General features: G+C 63.1%; 17 protein-coding genes and 1 pseudogene. 6 read left to right on the plus strand and 12 right to left on the minus strand.

Annotated elements, in window-relative coordinates; all coding sequences use genetic code 11:
- The 8 genes and pseudogenes from gatB to rpsU form a co-directional block, all read right to left on the minus strand.
- Nucleotides 1–683, minus strand: a pseudogene (gene gatB, locus G7A66_RS14090) (Asp-tRNA(Asn)/Glu-tRNA(Gln) amidotransferase subunit GatB); the annotation flags it as partial.
- Between the two features lie 59 nt (nt 684–742).
- Nucleotides 743–1,870: an acyltransferase family protein gene (locus G7A66_RS03960; RefSeq protein ID WP_174294408.1), complete on the minus strand. Its 1,128-nt coding sequence runs from the start codon at nt 1,868–1,870 to the stop codon at nt 743–745.
- The gene (locus G7A66_RS03965) at nt 1,867–2,067 is read right to left on the minus strand and encodes a hypothetical protein (RefSeq protein WP_174294409.1); all 201 of its coding nucleotides are present in this window, start codon (nt 2,065–2,067) and stop codon (nt 1,867–1,869) included. The genes G7A66_RS03960 and G7A66_RS03965 overlap by 4 nt, the downstream gene beginning before the upstream one ends.
- 1 nt (nt 2,068) lies before the next feature.
- Nucleotides 2,069–3,553 carry an Asp-tRNA(Asn)/Glu-tRNA(Gln) amidotransferase subunit GatA gene (gene gatA / locus G7A66_RS03970; protein WP_174294410.1) on the minus strand — a complete coding sequence of 495 codons (1,485 nt, stop codon included), beginning with the start codon at nt 3,551–3,553 and terminating at the stop codon, nt 2,069–2,071.
- On the minus strand, nt 3,550–3,852 hold the full coding sequence (gene gatC / locus G7A66_RS03975) for an Asp-tRNA(Asn)/Glu-tRNA(Gln) amidotransferase subunit GatC (RefSeq protein ID WP_174294411.1): 303 nt from the start codon (nt 3,850–3,852) through the stop codon (nt 3,550–3,552). Before gatC ends, gatA begins: the two co-directional genes overlap by 4 nt.
- An 11-nt stretch (nt 3,853–3,863) precedes the next feature.
- On the minus strand, nt 3,864–5,684 hold the full coding sequence (locus G7A66_RS03980; protein WP_174294412.1) for a DUF4153 domain-containing protein: 1,821 nt from the start codon (nt 5,682–5,684) through the stop codon (nt 3,864–3,866).
- Nucleotides 5,685–5,713: 29 nt separating this feature from the next.
- A complete protein-coding gene (locus tag G7A66_RS03985; protein ID WP_174294413.1) occupies nt 5,714–6,271 on the minus strand; it encodes an FKBP-type peptidyl-prolyl cis-trans isomerase in 558 nt (185 codons plus the stop codon).
- Between the two features lie 245 nt (nt 6,272–6,516).
- Nucleotides 6,517–6,723, minus strand: a complete 207-nt coding sequence (rpsU, locus tag G7A66_RS03990; protein WP_006834591.1) for a 30S ribosomal protein S21 — start codon at nt 6,721–6,723, stop codon at nt 6,517–6,519.
- 248 nt (nt 6,724–6,971) lie between these two features.
- On the opposite strand from rpsU, the gene crcB reads away from it, so the two are divergent.
- From crcB to G7A66_RS04015, 5 genes are read left to right on the plus strand one after another with little or no spacing between them, the layout of a single operon-like run.
- Nucleotides 6,972–7,406 carry a fluoride efflux transporter CrcB gene (gene crcB, locus G7A66_RS03995; protein ID WP_174294414.1) on the plus strand — a complete coding sequence of 145 codons (435 nt, stop codon included), beginning with the start codon at nt 6,972–6,974 and terminating at the stop codon, nt 7,404–7,406.
- Nucleotides 7,407–7,410: 4 nt separating this feature from the next.
- Complete coding sequence (locus G7A66_RS04000) at nt 7,411–8,643, plus strand: RluA family pseudouridine synthase (RefSeq protein WP_174294415.1); 1,233 nt, start codon at nt 7,411–7,413, stop codon at nt 8,641–8,643.
- Between the two features lie 6 nt (nt 8,644–8,649).
- Nucleotides 8,650–9,309, plus strand: a complete 660-nt coding sequence (locus G7A66_RS04005) for an HAD-IA family hydrolase (protein WP_174294416.1) — start codon at nt 8,650–8,652, stop codon at nt 9,307–9,309.
- Complete coding sequence (locus G7A66_RS04010; RefSeq protein WP_174294417.1) at nt 9,302–9,517, plus strand: hypothetical protein; 216 nt, start codon at nt 9,302–9,304, stop codon at nt 9,515–9,517. Before G7A66_RS04005 ends, G7A66_RS04010 begins: the two co-directional genes overlap by 8 nt.
- Nucleotides 9,514–10,218: an ATP12 family chaperone protein gene (locus G7A66_RS04015; protein WP_174294418.1), complete on the plus strand. Its 705-nt coding sequence runs from the start codon at nt 9,514–9,516 to the stop codon at nt 10,216–10,218. Before G7A66_RS04010 ends, G7A66_RS04015 begins: the two co-directional genes overlap by 4 nt.
- A gap of 32 nt (nt 10,219–10,250) precedes the next feature.
- On the opposite strand, the gene G7A66_RS04020 is transcribed toward G7A66_RS04015, so the two are convergent.
- The 4 genes from G7A66_RS04020 to G7A66_RS04035 all read right to left on the minus strand — a co-directional run bounded on the left by G7A66_RS04020 (nt 10,251) and on the right by G7A66_RS04035 (nt 13,951).
- On the minus strand, nt 10,251–10,841 hold the full coding sequence (locus G7A66_RS04020; RefSeq protein ID WP_174294419.1) for an ABC-type transport auxiliary lipoprotein family protein: 591 nt from the start codon (nt 10,839–10,841) through the stop codon (nt 10,251–10,253).
- Between the two features lie 70 nt (nt 10,842–10,911).
- The gene (locus G7A66_RS04025; protein WP_174294420.1) at nt 10,912–11,886 is read right to left on the minus strand and encodes an MlaD family protein; all 975 of its coding nucleotides are present in this window, start codon (nt 11,884–11,886) and stop codon (nt 10,912–10,914) included.
- A gap of 8 nt (nt 11,887–11,894) precedes the next feature.
- Complete coding sequence (locus G7A66_RS04030; protein WP_174294480.1) at nt 11,895–12,821, minus strand: ABC transporter ATP-binding protein; 927 nt, start codon at nt 12,819–12,821, stop codon at nt 11,895–11,897.
- Nucleotides 12,821–13,951, minus strand: a complete 1,131-nt coding sequence (locus tag G7A66_RS04035) for an MlaE family ABC transporter permease (protein ID WP_174294421.1) — start codon at nt 13,949–13,951, stop codon at nt 12,821–12,823. Before G7A66_RS04035 ends, G7A66_RS04030 begins: the two co-directional genes overlap by 1 nt.
- Nucleotides 13,952–14,032: 81 nt before the next feature.
- Here G7A66_RS04035 and G7A66_RS04040 point away from each other — a divergent pair, with 81 nt between their 5' ends.
- On the plus strand, nt 14,033–16,690 hold the full coding sequence (locus G7A66_RS04040) for a valine--tRNA ligase (RefSeq protein WP_174294422.1): 2,658 nt from the start codon (nt 14,033–14,035) through the stop codon (nt 16,688–16,690).
- The last annotated feature ends 2 nt before the right edge of the window (nt 16,691–16,692 follow it).

Raw genomic sequence — 16,692 nt, forward strand, 5'->3', positions numbered from 1 at the left:
TTCGTTTCGGTACGGGTGCCCAGTTCGCCGCCCGGCTTGCGGACCGAGACGTTGACGTCCGCCCGCATCGATCCTTCTTCCATGTTGCCGTCGCACGATCCGACATAGCGCAGGATGGAGCGCAATTTCCGGACATAAGCCCCGGCTTCCGCGGGCGAGGTAAGGTCGGGGCGGCTGACGATTTCCATCAGAGCAACGCCGGACCGGTTGAGATCGACATACGACATCGTCGGATGCTGATCATGCATCAGCTTGCCCGCGTCCTGTTCGACGTGGATGCGCTCTATGCCGATCCGCTTCGCCTCGGGAATACCCGCCCTGTCATCGGCGTCGATGGTCAGAACACCCTCGCCCACCAGCGGATGGTATAGCTGGCTGATCTGGTAACCCTGCGGCAAATCGGCGTAGAAATAGTTCTTCCGGTCAAAACGCGACCATTTGTTGATCTGCGCGTCGATGGCCATGCCCGTACGCACCGCCTGGCGGATGCATTCGCGGTTCGGCACCGGCAACATGCCGGGCATTGCGGCGTCGATGAGGCTGACCTGCGCGTTGGGTTCCGCGCCGAAGTCGGTCGCGGCGGAGGAGAACAGCTTGGCGCGACTGGTGACCTGCGCATGCACTTCGAGGCCAATTACGACCTCCCACTCGCCGGTTTCGCCCTGAATACGGTAATTGCTCATGGTGCGGTGCGATAATGGGCGGACCGCCCGCTGCCAAGCATTTTGCGCGGGGCTAGCACTCAGATCGTCGGCGCAGCACGTTCCTGTGCGCCCACGCCCATCCGTGCAGCGAGCCGCCGCGACCAATCCCGGGCAGGCGCTTCCACCAGCCGCCATGTGATCCATGCGAAGCCAGCACTGCCTGTCAGCACGGCCAAGCCGGTCATTGTTTCTCCGATGATCCCGGCGGAGGGCCACAGTGCGGCCTGCAGACGGGCGAGAACGAGCAGCACGACGGAGTGGCCGAGATAGATCGAGTAGGACAGGACTCCGGCCCAGAAGAACGGCCAGGTGGCGAGGAGACGCGCCGCAGCGCCGCGATCCGCTGCGAAACAAAGCAACGTGAGTGCAAAGATGAAATCGGCCAAGGCAATCGACAACTCCAGCGCCAGAACTGCGATCAGAGCGGTGACGCAGGCGATCTCAAGCAGGGACACCAGTGGCGCAGAAAGGCGCTGCAAGAACGCATGGGCACACCGTTTCCAGATCATCCAGCATGCGGTGCCGAGACCGAACCCCGCGACGCCGCGCACGAGATCGGGATTGAGCGGCGTCACCCAGCCGGAGAAGCCGCACGCCAGCAGCAGCCAGGCCGCTACAGCCGCAGATACCGCCAGCAGCCAGCCAGCACGTCCTCCATACCTCCACGCAAATGCGATTGCAGCGTAGAGCCAGATCTCGACCGAGATGCTCCAGCTTGGCGCATTCCAGCCGAGCGGCGTCGGGTGGATGAGGGCCTGCGTCAGCGTGGCCGTCAGAACGAAATCGCGCAAATTCCGCTCGCCCTGAAACGCCGCGCGCATGTTGTCGGGATCTAGGATGAGAAGCGTGGTTTCGCCCAGAACATACAGGCCTAAAATTGCCAGATGCAGCGGGAAAATGCGTCCCCAGCGCAGCACCATGAAGCGCAGCACAGGGAAGCCCTGCGCCAGCTTCTCACCGTAAGCACCCGCTATGACGAAGCCGGAAAGCACGAAGAAAAAGTCGACGAACACCCAACCATTCCGGGCGAAGTACCAGTTCGGCGCGACGCCGCCGTCGAACACGTGAAAGGAGACGACCAGCAGGGCGGCCACCCCGCGCAGCGAATCGAGCGCGATAAATCGACCGCTATCCGGCAGGCGCAGGTCGCCTGGGCCGCTGCTCATTTGCGCTGCTGGCGACGTTGATGCCGGGCCATCCGGCGCGCTCGCCGGGCCGCAGACTGCGTCTTGGCGGCTTGCTTGAGCTTCTTGCCCCGTACTCGAAACCAGAATGCGCGCGCCGGCTTTTTGAAACCGTCGGCAATCAGCTCGGCTAAACCGTTGACGATGATCTCCAGCAGAGCGCGCAGGAGATCGGCCAAGTCAGCCCCACCATTTTTCCGGCCGCGCATCGAACCCGGCCCGCGCTTCGATGGCGAGGCCAGCATTTAATACACCCTGTTCATCCAATTCCCGCCCGATGATCTGCAGACCGAGCGGCAGGCCTTGTCCGTTCAAACCACAGGGCACACTCATCGCCGGCAGGCCCGCAAGGCTGGCTGGCACGGCGAAAACGTCGTTCAGATACATCGCCAGCGGATCGTCGCTTTTCTCTCCAAGCGGGAAAGCGGCGCTGGGCGTGGTCGGCGCGAGGATGATGTCGCACTCGCTCCATGCCTCCGCGAAGTCGCGCGCGATCAGCGTGCGCACCTTCTGCGCCTGGGTGTAATAGGCGTCGTAGAACCCGGCGCTCAGCACATAGGTGCCGATCAGGACACGGCGCTTGACCTCGTCTCCGAAACCGGCCGCACGGGTGGCGGCATACATGTCCTGCAGGCCCGCGCCTTCAGGCAATTCGCGCAGACCATAGCGGACGCCATCGTAGCGAGCGAGATTGCTGGAGGCTTCGGCAGGGGCGATGATGTAATAGGCAGGCAGCGCATATTTCGTATGCGGCAGGCTGATGTCGACGACCTCGGCACCGGCGTCACGGAGCATGGTCTTGCCCTTGTCCCACGCCGCTTCGATTTCGGGATCCATCCCGTCCATGCGGTATTCGCGGGGGATGCCGACCCGCTTGCCCTTCAGATCGGCGGAGAGAGCACCCTCCCAGTCGGGCACGGGCAAGTCGAGGCTGGTCGAATCCTTGGCGTCGAAGCCTGCCATGGCACCGAGCATGATCGCACAGTCGCGCACGTCGCGCGCCATCGGCCCAGCCTGATCAAGGCTGGAGGCGAAAGCAACCGTACCCCAGCGGCTGCAGCGGCCATAGGTCGGCTTGATGCCGCAAATACCGGCGAAGGCAGCGGGCTGGCGAATCGATCCGCCAGTATCAGTGCCCGTGGCGGCGGGCGCGATGCGTGCGGCGACGGCGGCGCTGGAACCTCCGCTCGACCCTCCCGGCGTCAGGGCGACATCGCTGCCCGTGCGACGCCAAGGGTTCACGACATTGCCGAAATAGCTGGTCTCGTTGCTCGATCCCATCGCGAACTGGTCGAGATTGAGCTTGCCCAGCATGCCCGCCCCGGCGCTCCACAGATTGTGGGACACGGTGCTCTCGTATTCGGGAACGAATCCTTCGAGAATGTGGCTCGCCGCCGTGGTCTGCACGCCGCGTGTCGCGAACAGATCCTTCATGCCTATGGGCACGCCGGCCATCGCGCCCAGTTCCTTGCCGGCGGCGCGATCGGCATCGACGAGCGCGGCGTGGCGCACGGCTACATCGGGCGTCGGAGTAATGAAGGCGTTGAGTGAAGTCGCGCCCGCGACAGCCGCGTTGAAGGCGTCAGCCACCTCGGCAGCGGTAAAGTAGCCCCCGCGCACACCGTCGCGGATCTGCGCAACGCCAAGTTCCGTATAGTCGGTCATTCGATCACCTTGGGTACGGCGAAAAAGCCGTGTTCGGCATCCGGAGCATTGGCCAGCACCCGTTCGCGCAAATTGCCGCCGGTCAGAGGATCGGCATCAACCACATCGGCGCGAAGGCGCAACGCATTGGCGATGACGGCGGTGGTCGGTTCGACGTTCGCGGTATCCACCTCGCCAAGCTGTTCGACCCAGTCGAGAATATTGTTGAGTTCGGGAACCATGCGGTCAAGCTCGGCTTCGCCCATGCTGATCCGCGCGAGCGATGCGATCTTCGCGACCTGAGTTTTATCTACGGACATGGGAAAGCGCGTTAGCGACCGGCGCGGCCTGCTTCAAGCGCGTCTTTCGGCGGATAGGCGAAGGGTTCTCCGAAGGGCCTGCCATCCTGATAGATCTGCCTGCCGGCATAGGGTCGCAATTCCACAGCATTTTCCGGCTCAGCCGCTTCAGGGGGGCGCGCCGGATCGCCAGTAAGATAGCCGTTGCCGATCCCCGGCATGAGGAAGCGATCGCCCGGACCCACCACCAGATGAGTGACCCCGAAGGTGCTTACCAGCACGAGATGCGTGCCACCCCCCGGCCATGGGCCGACGGCCTGCACCCGGCACTTCGTCTCGCAATGATAGCGCAATTGGCCGCGGATTTGCCGGCGAACCCTGTCCTGCGAAGCTGGGTCCTCAACCCCGGCGATGATGATTTCACCCTGCTGCCGGATACCCCCGCCGAAAACGCGCGCAGGCTCGACATCCTGCGCCAGGGCTTCCTTTGCCGAATTCGCCACGCTGGAGGCCCGGCTGTTCGCCAGAAACTGCAGGGCTTCTCTTCCGCTATCGCCGAAATCCCAGCGCAATGCCGTGAAATCGAACTCGCCGGGCGTGACCTCGCCGCCCTGCAATCGTGCAACCTGCTGGCGTGCCGCGATGGCACCGAAGTCGATCAGCGGCAGCGACAGCAGGAAGGCCAACGTGCATGTGGCAGCGGCCAGGATGAGGTTCGTCTGCCGGATGCCTGCTCGCCAGTCGCTGAATGGCCCGAAACGGGCGCGCAGCCAGGAGGCGGCGTAGGCGACCCCATATGCTACACCGACCCCAATGGCGACGAGCGACCAGAGTCGTTCCGGCGTCAATCCGTGCTGGGCAATTCGCACTCCGAGCGAGATCGCGGCGAACAGGGTCAGCGGCAGGATGAAGATTGCCAGCAGTAAGGCCGCCCATCGCACCACTCGCGACGATCGCATTGCATCGTCGGCATCCCTGATGACTGCATTGACGAGAATGAAGCTGCCCGCCGCCAATGCCAGCAGAATGGGCGTGGCGCTGCTGGTCGCGGCCCAGAGGACGTCCGGCCCGGAGATTACCATGGCTGCCAGGAACAGGACGAGAGCCACGGCCACGGGGACCGCAAGCAACGAGAGCAGCAGCAGGACCACACCCTGTAACGTGCCAAGGACAGTGGATTCGCCGCGCAGCCGGCCGAGTGCCGCACCGAAAGCTGCTCCGGACAGCGTCCACACAAACCAGTCCCGCTGCATGAGTTCGACGATCAGATCGATGCCGAGAAGCTCGAACAATTGACCGATCAGCAGCAGGACCAGCCACGTCAGGCCCGTGAAGGCCAGCGCACCTGCTGCGCCGATCGCGTCGGTCCAGACGTAATGATGGGTTTGCGCGTAAGAGGTAGACAGGCGGTGGCGGTGAAAGCCCGCTTGATACAGCGGAAGCGCCAAGCCGATGCAGAGAAGGCCAGCGGCGAATATGAACGGCTCACCCGCCGCCGCATCGGAATTCTCGGAGATCCGCCAGGCCAAACCGCCCATGACGGCCCCGACCAGCGCCGCAAAGATTGCGGGCTCTCGCCATCGGTTCCGGTCCAGCGTGAACGCTGCCGCCAGCGCTCCAAAAGCGACGAATGCAGCCGATGCGAGGCGCCAAGCTTCCTCTTCGCGAGTGTCGATCAGCGCCCAGACCACGAAGCCGGCAAGCGCAAGGAGTCCAGCCAGCACCCATTCCCGCGCAGGCCACACTTCAACGGAGGCCTCACGCAATTTCCCTGGCTGATCCGCTGGCGTGCCGGGTTCGGGCGCGGCTGTTCTGTGTGCAAAAGCAGAAGCATCGGCGGGTTGATCATCCATCTGTCCGCCCCTCCGCCGTGATCGCGAGGCTAGTTCTGCGGCACAGTGACGACAGGCGGCGCCCCGACGGGAGCGCCCGGCATCTGGCCCTGCATCTGCATCATCTGCTCCATCGCGCGCATCCTCTGTTCGAAATCGGTGCGGGAGATGAAATCGATCAGTTCAACTTCGAACAGGAGAGTGCTGTTCGCAGGGATGCGCACCTCCCCGGTCGCAGGATCGACCTTTTCTTCCGCGCCATAGCCAAGCTCGGCAGGAATCTCGATCAGATAACTTCCGCCTTTCTGCATCTTCTGAGCGCCTTCGGTGAAGCCGGGGATCATGCCTTCGAGCGGCAGCGGCGTCGCCTCCGCCTGGTCGAACACCTCCCCGGTCGGCAGCTTGCCGACATAGTTCACCAGCACGACGTCGTCTTCCGACGGGCTGGGTCCGGTGCCGGGTGTGATCGTCGTCACTTCGACACCTTCGGGCACCGTTGCCCAGGCGACTCCCGCCGCCAGCAGCACGGCCAGGGCCACCGCGATCCACATTTTCGGGAGCGTTCCCCTGTCGACGGGCTGGATCGGTACGCGGGTGACTTCGGTCATGATCTGTCCTGGAAATGGCATGTACGGTCATCCGGGTGGAGGACCATAGAAGGCAGAAAGGTGCCCAAACGAAAGGGCGCGGAAACAAATTCCGCGCCCTGATGGCTTATCGCTGCATCGGTTTCAAGCGAATCGATCTTTCCCGCCATGGGGCGCAATCTGCCGCGGACGCTGATAATTCCGCAGAGTTTTTTGCGCTTGATGTTATGACGGGAGCAATACGGGCGGCGCCGGGCCGCGCCGCCTTACTTGATACCGTCGCGTTCCATCCGCTTGCGCTCGAGCTTGCGGGCGCGGCGAACGGCGGCAGCCTTTTCACGAGCGCGCTTTTCGCTGGGCTTTTCGTAATGGCGGCGCAGTTTCATTTCGCGATAGACGCCTTCGCGCTGCAGCTTCTTCTTGAGCGCGCGGAGGGCTTGATCGACATTGTTATCGCGAACCATGATCTGCATAAATTACTTAACCTTACAGCAGGGGAACAGAGCCCGCGCCATATGCGGGAATGCGCCCATATCCTGACGAAAATACGTGTTTCCGCACCAACGAAAACCGCGCCGAATCCTGTGCGGATCGACTGGAACTGCCATGTGTATACCGTTTCATCACCCGATTTGCAAGCATCGCAGCATTGCGTCGCGCCTGCATCCTATTTGCCGGGCCGGCTTTGCAAGTCGCGCACCGACAGGTAAGGGCACCGCCTATGACCGGCTCCGCCCCATCCATCGCTCCCCTCGCCGCCAGCTTGCAGGTGGGCCTTGGCGGCGCAATCGGCGCAGTCCTGCGGTATCAGGCCGGACGCGGGATGACCAGCCTTGCCGGCCAGCAAGGCGCCGGCAGCTTCCCGTGGGCGACGCTGAGCGTCAATGTTCTGGGATCTCTCGCGATGGGCTTGTTGTTCGGCTGGCTCGCCCGCCAGGGATCAGACGCCGAAACCACGGAGCCGCTGCGCCTGTTTCTGGGCGTCGGCCTGCTGGGCGGCTTCACCACTTTTTCGGCCTTCAGCCTCGATATGATGCTATTGATCGAGCGCGGGCAACCGGGCCTTGCCCTGCTCTATGCCGCGTCGAGCATGGTTGCCGGCCTGGCAGGTCTCTATATCGGGCTGGCGCTGATACGAATGCTTGGACAAGGATGATGGCATGAGCAGGATCGAACCCGCAGACACTGTGCGGCAGTTCCGCATTGCCAAGGACGACGACGACATTCGTGTCGACCGCTGGTTCAAGCGCAATCTGCCGCAGGTGTCCTTCGCCATGGTGTCGCGCTGGGCGCGCACCGGCCAGATACGCGTGGACGGCAAGCGGGTGAAGGTCGACGACCGCCTGGCTTCGGGCCAGACCCTGCGCGTGCCGCCAGGCGGCGATACACCTCCGGGAGGCGTTGCGCCGAAGCGCGTCCTGACAGATGCGGACGTTGCGGCGGCGGAAGCCATGGTGATCGAGCAGGACCGCGCCGCCATCATGCTCAACAAGCCTCCCGGCCTTGCCACGCAAGGCGGCACCGGTACGCATCACCATGTCGATGGCCTTCTCGACGCGTTCGCCGGGCCTAACGTGCCGCGCCCGCGCCTCGTCCACCGGCTGGACAAGGATACCAGCGGCGTGCTGCTCATCGCTCGCACACCCGGTAGCGCCGCCTTCTTTTCCAGACGGTTTGCCGGCAGATCCGCGCGCAAGGTGTATTGGGCGCTGGTGGTCGGCGTTCCCGACGTGGCAAATGGCATCATCGAGGCGAAGCTGGCGAAACAGCCTGGCACCGGCGGCGAGAAAATGCATGTCGACGAGGAAAACGGCCAGAGCGCGAAAACTCGCTACCGCATCGTCGAACGGGCGGGCAACAGCGCCGCCTGGGTGGAACTGGAACCTTTCACAGGCCGCACGCATCAGTTGCGTGTCCACATGGCCGCAATCGGCCACCCTATCGTCGGTGACGGCAAATATGGCGGGCAGGACGCCTTCCTGACCGGATCGATCAGCCGAAAGATGCATCTTCATGCCCGCCGCCTGATCATCGACCATCCCGATGGCGACATGATCGACGTAACGGCCGATCTGCCGGAACATTTTGCGGCCAGCATGGAGCAGCTCGGCTTCGATCCCTCCCTCAGCGATGCGGAGCCGGAGACAGGCCCGCCCCCTCCCGGCAAGGCGGAACGCAAGCAGGCGGCGAGGCAGCACGCCAAGCAGGTCAGGAAAGGACGACGCGGTGAGCGGCGCGGCCGGGCTGAGGGCAAGACGCCGGTCCGCAAGCCGCTGGCGAAGGGTGTGACGAAGGGCAAGGGTTCTGCGGTCGGCAAGAGCGGCACTGGCCGTGGGCCAGCAAAGCCGGGAGGTCGCCCGTCGCGGACGCCGGGCGGCGGCAGGGGGCGTTAAGCGCGCATGAGCCGCAAGCTGGCAGTTTTCGATTGCGACGGGACCCTGGTTGACGGTCAGGCGGCTATCTGTTCCGCGATGGATAACGCCTTTGCCGAAGCAGGCTTGCAAGCGCCCGATCACCATCAGGTTCGCCGCATCGTTGGACTTAGCCTGCCCGGTGCGGTCAGGCTGCTGGCGCCTTCTGCGCCTGCCGAAGTCCAGGCTGCGGTCGTGGCAGGCTACAAGCAGGCTTTCCGTAACAGTCGCCTTGAGGGGCGGCTGGAGGAGCCGCTTTTTCCCGGCATTCGCGAGCTCGTCGCCAATCTGCGCCGCGATGGCTGGGCTGTGGCGATCGCCACCGGCAAATCCGATCGCGGGCTTACATCCTGTCTGGAGGTTCATGGCATGGGTGACTGGTTCGTGTCGCTGCAGACGGCAGACCGCCACCCTTCCAAGCCGGACCCGGCCATGCTGCACGCGGCAATGCTGGATGCCAGTGTCGATGCGAGCACCACCGTCATGATCGGCGACACCACCTACGACATGGAGATGGCGGCAAACGCTGGCGTCCGCGCAATCGGGGTCGGCTGGGGCTACCACGATTCCGCGGAATTGACTGAAGCCGGGGCCAGCGGCGTTGCAGGCGACATGGACTCGCTCGAAAGGATACTTCGCGATGGATGACCAGCAACGTGATCCGGCCATGGCGCGTTTCTGGATGCTCCAGCTGCTGCGGCTGGCTGGCATCGTAATGGTCGTGCTTGGCATCGTGATCATCGCGGGCGAACTGCCTCTGGATCCGTCCCTTGGCTATATGCTCTTCGTGCTTGGCGCGATGGAGTTCTTCCTCTTCCCGGCCCTCCTCGCCCGCTGGTGGAAGAAGGAGCGATGAAACGGTTCTACAGCGACGTCGGCGTCCGCCGCGACGATGGAGAGGACGGCGGCTGGCGCGTGCTGCTGGATGGCAGGCCGATCCGCACGCAAGGCGGACATCCGCAAGTAGTCCCTACCATGCAGCTTGCCGAAGCCATGGCGAGGGAATGGCGCGAGCAGGCAGAGGACATCGACCCCCGCAGCTTCCCGTTGCGCGATATGGCCGACCACGCAATCGATATAGTTCGTGCCGCTTCGAACCAGACGGTCGAAACCGTACTTGCCTTCGCCGAGACTGACACTCTGGCCTATCGCGCCGATCCCGAAGACGCCTTGTTTGCCGAACAGCAGCGTATTTGGGAGCCACTGGTCGCAGCCTTGGAAGAGCGCGAGGGCATCACCATGCCGCGCGTGTCGGGCATCGTGCATCGCCCGCTTGCACCCGCAACCGCCGAAAAGCTGCGGCGGCGATTGTCACGGATGGACGCGTTCACGCTGGCGGGTCTGCACAACCTTGCTGCGCTTGCTGCTTCGCTCACCATCGCTCTCGCGGTCGCGGACGATCAGATGGACGCGGAAGCGGGTTGGCATGCGTCGGAACTGGAAACGGATTGGCAAGCCCGCCTATGGGGCCGGGATGCCGAGGCAGAGGCCCGCAATGCATCACGTCATGCGGGTTTCATGAAGGCCGCGCAATTCCTGACACTACTACGCAATTAAAAGTTAACAGCGTCACGGGCGCAGCCTTCAGATTACTGGATCCAGTCCGCCACCTGCGTGGCGACATCGTTCGCGGCCTGGTTCAGCGCCACGCCGACCGGCGCTGCTTCTGGCAAGGCGACAGGTACCACGCTTTCGAAGCGGCGCGTCTGGATCGCTTCGCCATTTATCTCGCGAATTGCGTCATACCGCACCATGACTGTCTGCGTCTGCGCATCGTAGCCGAATTCGCGGATAGCGCCGCGCAGTTGAACCTGCGGCGTGATCGAGGAATCGTCATTGTCGACGACGATCCGCCCCGAACGCTGGCGGATCGTTTCCGCCAGCAGATTCTGAAACAGGCGCGCCGGTCTTTCCACCCAGGTCGCGCCTTCCAGATAGGCGACATTCGTGTTGTCGATCTGCACCGGTACGCGATCGACAGCCAGCCTTTGCGGTGCCGTCGGTTCCTTGACGGCGATGGCGCTTTCCGGCGTGCCGGTGCTGATCGTGCCAGGGGTCGCCACGGTCAGAGGCGTCAGGGTCAGCAGGCTGTCGGGAACATCGGGACCGAAGCTGATGCAACCCGACAGCGCCAGTGCACCGGCCACTGCCATGAAGGATGTTCTTGCGGGACGGATCATTCGTAGTGTCCTGTTCATGGCATTCTGCAGGTTTCGGCACGATTGCGCGCGAGGGGGCGTTCGGCCTGGATCATTCATCGGGATCATAGGTGGGAAGATTCTGCCCGCCGATGAGAGACGAAACGCCCTCATTCTCGATCTTCTCCGTCACCTGCCGCAGTGCCCGGCTGGTTGCCCGCAAATCTTCCAGCGTGGCATTGGCGGCCGGAATTGTGCTCTGGCTCAATTGCTGTGCAGCGGGCTGCGCATCCTGCAAAGTCGCAGTGAGCGCTTCGGCGGCCTGATTGGCCGTGTTCAGCGTCTTGCGCACCTCGTCGGCCAATGCGGCACCCTCCTGGTTCAGCAAGCGGTCGGTGGAGTTCAGCACCCGGTCAGCCGATCCGGTTACCCGTTCGAACCCGACGAGTGCGTTGCTCGCCTCGCGAAGGGTGACCTGCAATTCGGCCAGCGTACGTTCCGTCTGCGGGGCAGTGTCCGCCAGCGCCTGCGATATCTCGTTCGTGTTCCGCAGAATTCCGGCGATTTCGCCCTGGTTGCTGTCGGAAAGCAGCATCGTCAGACGCTCAGTCAAGGTGGCGAGGCGCTCCAGCAGCAGCGGCGCATTCGCGATGATCTCACCAAAACCGCCGGCCTTGGGCGGAATGACGGGCGCGCCTTCAGGGCAGGCAGTTGTTTCGCAGGTGATGGGCGGCGCATTGCGGCGCGCGCCGTCCAGCAGGATTGTGGAGACGCCAGTAAAGGAGCTTTGCAGCGTGGCCGTGGTTCCGACAAGAATGGCGGCATCCGGCTCGACCCTGATGCGCACGCGAACAAAACCCGGATCGTCTTCCCACAGGCGGATTTGGCTGACCTGACCGATAGGCACCCCGGCAAAGGTCACTTCAGATCCGTTCGCCAGACCGGCCACGGACTGGTTGAAGAAGATGTCATATTCCTTCTGATCGGCCGTGCCCAGCCGCGCCAGCCAGACGATGAACAATGCCAGCAAACCCAGCAGGATGAGGGTGACGGCGCCGACCCATACGTGATTTGCCCGTGTTTCCATTATCTGTCCTATGCCCCACCTTGCGCGGGATTGTCCATCGCAGGCGTATCCGCCTCCGGGCCGGCAGCCCGGGCGATGCGGGCCTGTTCACGTTCCTGGCTGGCCTGCGCGGCACGCCCGCGCGGACCGTTGAAATATTCCTGAATCCACGGATGATCGAGAGCAAGTAGTTCGTCGATCGTGCCGACCGCGATGACTTTCCGGTCAGCCAGCACCGCAACCCTGTCGCAGATTTCGTAAAGAGTATCGAGGTCGTGCGTGATCAGGAAAACCGTCAGTCCTAGCGTCTCCTGCAGTTCGCGCGTCAGCCGGTCGAATGCAGCCGCACCCACCGGGTCCAGCCCCGCCGTCGGCTCGTCCAGGAACAGCAGTTCGGGGTCGAGGGCCAAGGCACGGGCAAGGCCCGCGCGCTTCCGCATGCCGCCCGACAATTCGTTGGGATATTTGGCCACTGCTTCTTCGGGCAGGCCCGAGAGAATCACTTTGTACCGGGCGATTTCGTGGCGCAGGTCGGTTTCGATATCAGGATAGAACTGCTTGAGCGGAACCTCGACGTTTTCACCCACGGTAAGCGTCGAAAATAGCGCGCCGCCCTGGAACAAAACGCCCCAGCGGCTGCGGACGCCCACTTCCTCATCAGGCTCGGCGTCGGTCATCGACCTGCCCAGAACCTCGATTTCACCCGCTGTCGGGTTCTGCAATCCGATGATGGAGCGCATCAGGACCGATTTACCAGTGCCGGACCCGCCGACGATGCCGAGAATCTCCCCGCGGTTGACCTTGAGTTCCAGATCCTCGTGAATGCACTGCTTGCCGAAACGGTTCGTCAGGCCGCGCACCACGATAGGGTGCTCGCCGCGGAACCTCGCATGTGGGCTGCCGGGTTGCACATCGTGCTGCAGTTCATTGTCGGCGGAGGTGAAATCGCTGTCCATCATGCCCAGCCCACCTTGGTGAAGAACACGGCGAAGAAGGCGTCGAGGACGATGACCATGAAGATCGCCTGCACCACGGCCTTAGTCGTGCGCAGGCCGACCTGTTCGGAATTGTCCTTCACCTGCATGCCCTGATAGCAGCCGGCAATACCGACGATCAGGCCGAAAACCGGCGCCTTTGCCAACCCGACCCAAAGATCGTAGATCGGCACCACTTCCTGAATGCGGGCGAGGAATGTCAGGAAAGGAATGCCAAGCGTCAGATCGGCGATGAACGCACCGCCAATAATCGCCATGACCGCGGCATAGAAGCCGAGCAGCGGCATCATCAGGAAAGCGGCGAGGATGCGTGGGACGATCAGAGCCTCCATCGGCGAAATACCGATCGTCCGCATCGCGTCCACTTCCTCCGTCAGCTTCATGGTCCCGATCTGCGCGGCAAACGCGCTGCCCGAACGGCCGGCGATCATGATGGCGGTCATCAAGACGCCGAGTTCGCGCAGGTTGAGGCGACCGGTCAGATTGATCGTGTAGATTTCGGCACCGAACTGCCGCAACTGCACCGCACCTTGCTGCGCGACCACGATGCCGATTAGAAAGCTCATCAAGCCGACGATCGGTAGCGACGCAACACCGACCAACTCCATCTGACGTACCAGCGCCTTGCCGCGAAAACGGCGCGGATGCAGGATGAGCGTGCCGAAGCTCGCCATCAGTGCACCGATGAACGCGATCAGGCCCTTTATGCCGCCGCCAAATTCGAAGACGCCCTCACCCACCGTTTCGGGCACGCGGGCCAATGTGACGGGGCGTTCGGGCCGGACATTCGCTTCTCCGCCCGCGCTGGGCCCAACGGCTTTCATCAGCCGGCTCGCACGCTCGTCCGCTCCGACGACCTCGGCACCATGCTTCTGAGCAAGGCTGCAGGCGACATAGGCCCCTACGGTGTCGATTTCCGTCACGCCGGAAAGGTCTACGGTGGAGACGGAGCCGTTGATGCTGCGCAAGTCCCGGTCGACCCCGCCGATCGTGGAGACCAGATAGGGCCCCGTCAAGAGCAGCCGCGCACCGGTGCTTTCGCTGCCGTGGCTGCGCTCGTCTTCCAGCGAAAAGTGTGCCCCGCTCTGCATCTCTCAGGCGATATGTCCGCAAAACGCGCTGCCGACAAGCCGTTGCGCCAAATCAATCCCGCTGGCAAAGGCACTTTTGCCATGAACGACACCACTTCCCCGCTCGACACGACCTTCGACCCCGCCGCGATCGAGGCGCGCTGGTTTGCCCATTGGGAGGATAACGGCCTGTTCCGCCCAGCCCGTCCCGATGCCGAGCCGTTCACCATCGTGAACCCCCCGCCGAACGTGACGGGATCGCTGCATATTGGTCATGCGCTGGATAATACGTTGCAGGACATCATGGTTCGCTACGAACGGCTGCGCGGAAAGGATGCATTGTGGGTCGTGGGCATGGACCATGCCGGCATCGCCACGCAGATGGTGGTGGAGCGTGAACTGGAGAAGAGCCAGGACAAGCGCACCAATTACTCGCGTGAGGATTTCATCGCCAAGGTCTGGGACTGGAAGGCGGAGAGCGGCGGCACCATCACGCGCCAGCTGCGGCGCCTCGGCTGTTCGATGGACTGGAGCCGCGAGCAGTTCACCATGGACCCGCATTTCACCCGGGCGGTGGTCAAGGTATTCGTCGACCTGCACAGGAAGGGCTTGATCTACCGCGACAAGCGGCTGGTGAACTGGGACCCCAAGCTCAAGACCGCGATTTCCGATCTCGAGGTGGAAACGCGGGATGTGAACGGCCAGTTCTGGCACTTCACTTATCCGCTGGCCAACGGGTCCGGCAACGTTTCGGTGGCGACGACACGGCCTGAAACCATGCTGGCGGACATGGCCGTGGCCGTGCATCCGGACGATCCGCGCTATGCCGAATTGCTGAAGAACAAGGCGACGATCCGCCTGCCGATCACCGGGCGCGAAGTGCCGATCGTGGCCGACGAACATGCCGATCCGGAACTGGGATCGGGTGCGGTCAAGATCACCCCTGGTCACGATTTTAACGATTTCGAAGTCGGCAAGCGCGCCGGCATCGCCGCTGGCGACATGCTCAACATGCTGGATGCGGAAGGCCGCGTGGTGCAGACGGCGGACGGATTGGTGCCGGACGAACTGATCGGTATGGACCGCTTCGCGGCGCGCAAGCGCATAGTCGGGATGATGGACGAAGCAGGTCTGCTCGAACGCACCGACGATCGCGTGATCGCCACGCCTTTTGGTGACCGGGGCGGCGTGGTGATCGAACCCTGGCTGACCGATCAATGGTATGTCGACGCCGAGGCTTTGGCCGAAGCGCCTATGCAGGCCGTTCGCGATCGCCGGATCGAAATCGTCCCGAAAAGCTGGGAGAAGACCTTCTTCAACTGGATGGAGAACATCCAGCCCTGGTGCGTCAGCCGCCAATTGTGGTGGGGCCATCGCATCCCGGCGTGGTTCGACGGAGACGGAAACGTCTTTGTCGCCGAAACAGAGACGGAGGCGCAGGCGCAGGCCGGTGAAGGCGTTTCCCTGACGCAGGATCCGGACGTTCTCGACACCTGGTTCTCATCGGCTTTGTGGCCTTTTGCAACCCTTGGCTGGCCCGACGACACGGCCATGCTGGCGAAACACTACCCCAACGATCTGCTGATCTCCGGCTTCGATATCCTGTTCTTCTGGGATGCCCGGATGGCGATGCAGGGCCTGCAGTTCATGGACGAAGTGCCCTGGAAGCGGCTGTATCTGCACGGGCTGGTGCGCGCCGCCGATGGGCAGAAGATGTCGAAATCCAAAGGTAATGTCGTCGATCCGCTGGGGCTGATCGACCGGTTTGGCGCCGATGCCTTGCGCTTCTTCATGGCGGCGATGGAAAGCCAGGGCCGGGACGTCAAAATGGACGAAAGCCGGCTTGAGGGCTATCGCAATTTCGCGACGAAGCTTTGGAATGCCACCCGTTTCTGCCAGTCGCACGGGATCGAGGCGAGCGAGCAGATCGCAGCTCCGACGGCCAATTCAGCAGTCAATCGCTGGATCGTCGGCGAAGTCGTCGACACTTTGGCGGCATTGGAAGGGGCCCTGGCCGACCTGCGCTTCGATGCGGCGGCGAACACGGTCTATCACTTTGTCTGGGACCGGTTCTGCGACTGGTATCTGGAACTGATCAAGCCTGCGCAAGGCAGCACCATCGACGAGGAAACCCGCATGGTCGCGGGATGGGTGCTCGACCAGATCTACGTAATGCTGCATCCATTCATGCCGTTCATCACCGAAGAACTCTGGTCGAAACAGGGGAATCGCGGCGATTACCCGCTGATCACCGCGAAATGGCCCGAACCCGCGGCCGGTGTCGATGCGGAAGCCAAGCGTCAGGTGGAATGGCTGATCAGTCTGACCGGAGCGCTTCGTGCTGCCAAGAACGAGCTGGGCATCCCTCCCGGCGCGAAGCTGGAGGCGTATGTTGCCGCGCCCGGCGATCTAGCCCGGCAGGTCATGACAGAAAACAGGGCGGCGCTGGAACGCCTCGCGCGCTTGTCCAAAATTCATGTGCTTGCAGCGCCCGATGGTCCGGCGATGCAGGTCATGGCCGGTTCGGATGTGTTCGTGATCCCGCTTGAAGGGGTGATCGATATTGCAGCGGAAAAGGCGCGCCTGAACAAGGCGCTGCAAAATGCCGAGAAGGAAGTCGGCAGTTTGGCAAAGCGTCTCGAGAACCCGAAATTCGTCGAGAAGGCAAAGCCCGAAGCGGTGAAAAAGGCGCAAGCGGACATGGAGCACCACGCGAGCGAAGCCGACCGCCTTCGTGCAGCCCTCGCCCGCCTCGGCTGATC

Source organism: Alteripontixanthobacter muriae (genome assembly GCF_013336795.1).
GTDB classification, from domain to species: domain Bacteria; phylum Pseudomonadota; class Alphaproteobacteria; order Sphingomonadales; family Sphingomonadaceae; genus Pseudopontixanthobacter; species Pseudopontixanthobacter muriae.

Coding starts and splice junctions, on each gene's coding strand:
- G7A66_RS03960 (WP_174294408.1), bottom strand. CDS start 1,870: ATGAGCAGCGGCCCAGGCGACCTGCGCCTGCCGGATAGCGGTCGATTT.
- gatA (WP_174294410.1), bottom strand. CDS start 3,553: ATGACCGACTATACGGAACTTGGCGTTGCGCAGATCCGCGACGGTGTG.
- gatC (WP_174294411.1), bottom strand. CDS start 3,852: ATGTCCGTAGATAAAACTCAGGTCGCGAAGATCGCATCGCTCGCGCGG.
- G7A66_RS03980 (WP_174294412.1), bottom strand. CDS start 5,684: ATGGATGATCAACCCGCCGATGCTTCTGCTTTTGCACACAGAACAGCC.
- G7A66_RS03985 (WP_174294413.1), bottom strand. CDS start 6,271: ATGACCGAAGTCACCCGCGTACCGATCCAGCCCGTCGACAGGGGAACG.
- rpsU (WP_006834591.1), bottom strand. CDS start 6,723: ATGCAGATCATGGTTCGCGATAACAATGTCGATCAAGCCCTCCGCGCG.
- crcB (WP_174294414.1), top strand. CDS start 6,972: ATGACCGGCTCCGCCCCATCCATCGCTCCCCTCGCCGCCAGCTTGCAG.
- G7A66_RS04000 (WP_174294415.1), top strand. CDS start 7,411: ATGAGCAGGATCGAACCCGCAGACACTGTGCGGCAGTTCCGCATTGCC.
- G7A66_RS04005 (WP_174294416.1), top strand. CDS start 8,650: ATGAGCCGCAAGCTGGCAGTTTTCGATTGCGACGGGACCCTGGTTGAC.
- G7A66_RS04010 (WP_174294417.1), top strand. CDS start 9,302: ATGGATGACCAGCAACGTGATCCGGCCATGGCGCGTTTCTGGATGCTC.
- G7A66_RS04015 (WP_174294418.1), top strand. CDS start 9,514: ATGAAACGGTTCTACAGCGACGTCGGCGTCCGCCGCGACGATGGAGAG.
- G7A66_RS04020 (WP_174294419.1), bottom strand. CDS start 10,841: ATGATCCGTCCCGCAAGAACATCCTTCATGGCAGTGGCCGGTGCACTG.
- G7A66_RS04025 (WP_174294420.1), bottom strand. CDS start 11,886: ATGGAAACACGGGCAAATCACGTATGGGTCGGCGCCGTCACCCTCATC.
- G7A66_RS04030 (WP_174294480.1), bottom strand. CDS start 12,821: ATGGACAGCGATTTCACCTCCGCCGACAATGAACTGCAGCACGATGTG.
- G7A66_RS04035 (WP_174294421.1), bottom strand. CDS start 13,951: ATGCAGAGCGGGGCACACTTTTCGCTGGAAGACGAGCGCAGCCACGGC.
- G7A66_RS04040 (WP_174294422.1), top strand. CDS start 14,033: ATGAACGACACCACTTCCCCGCTCGACACGACCTTCGACCCCGCCGCG.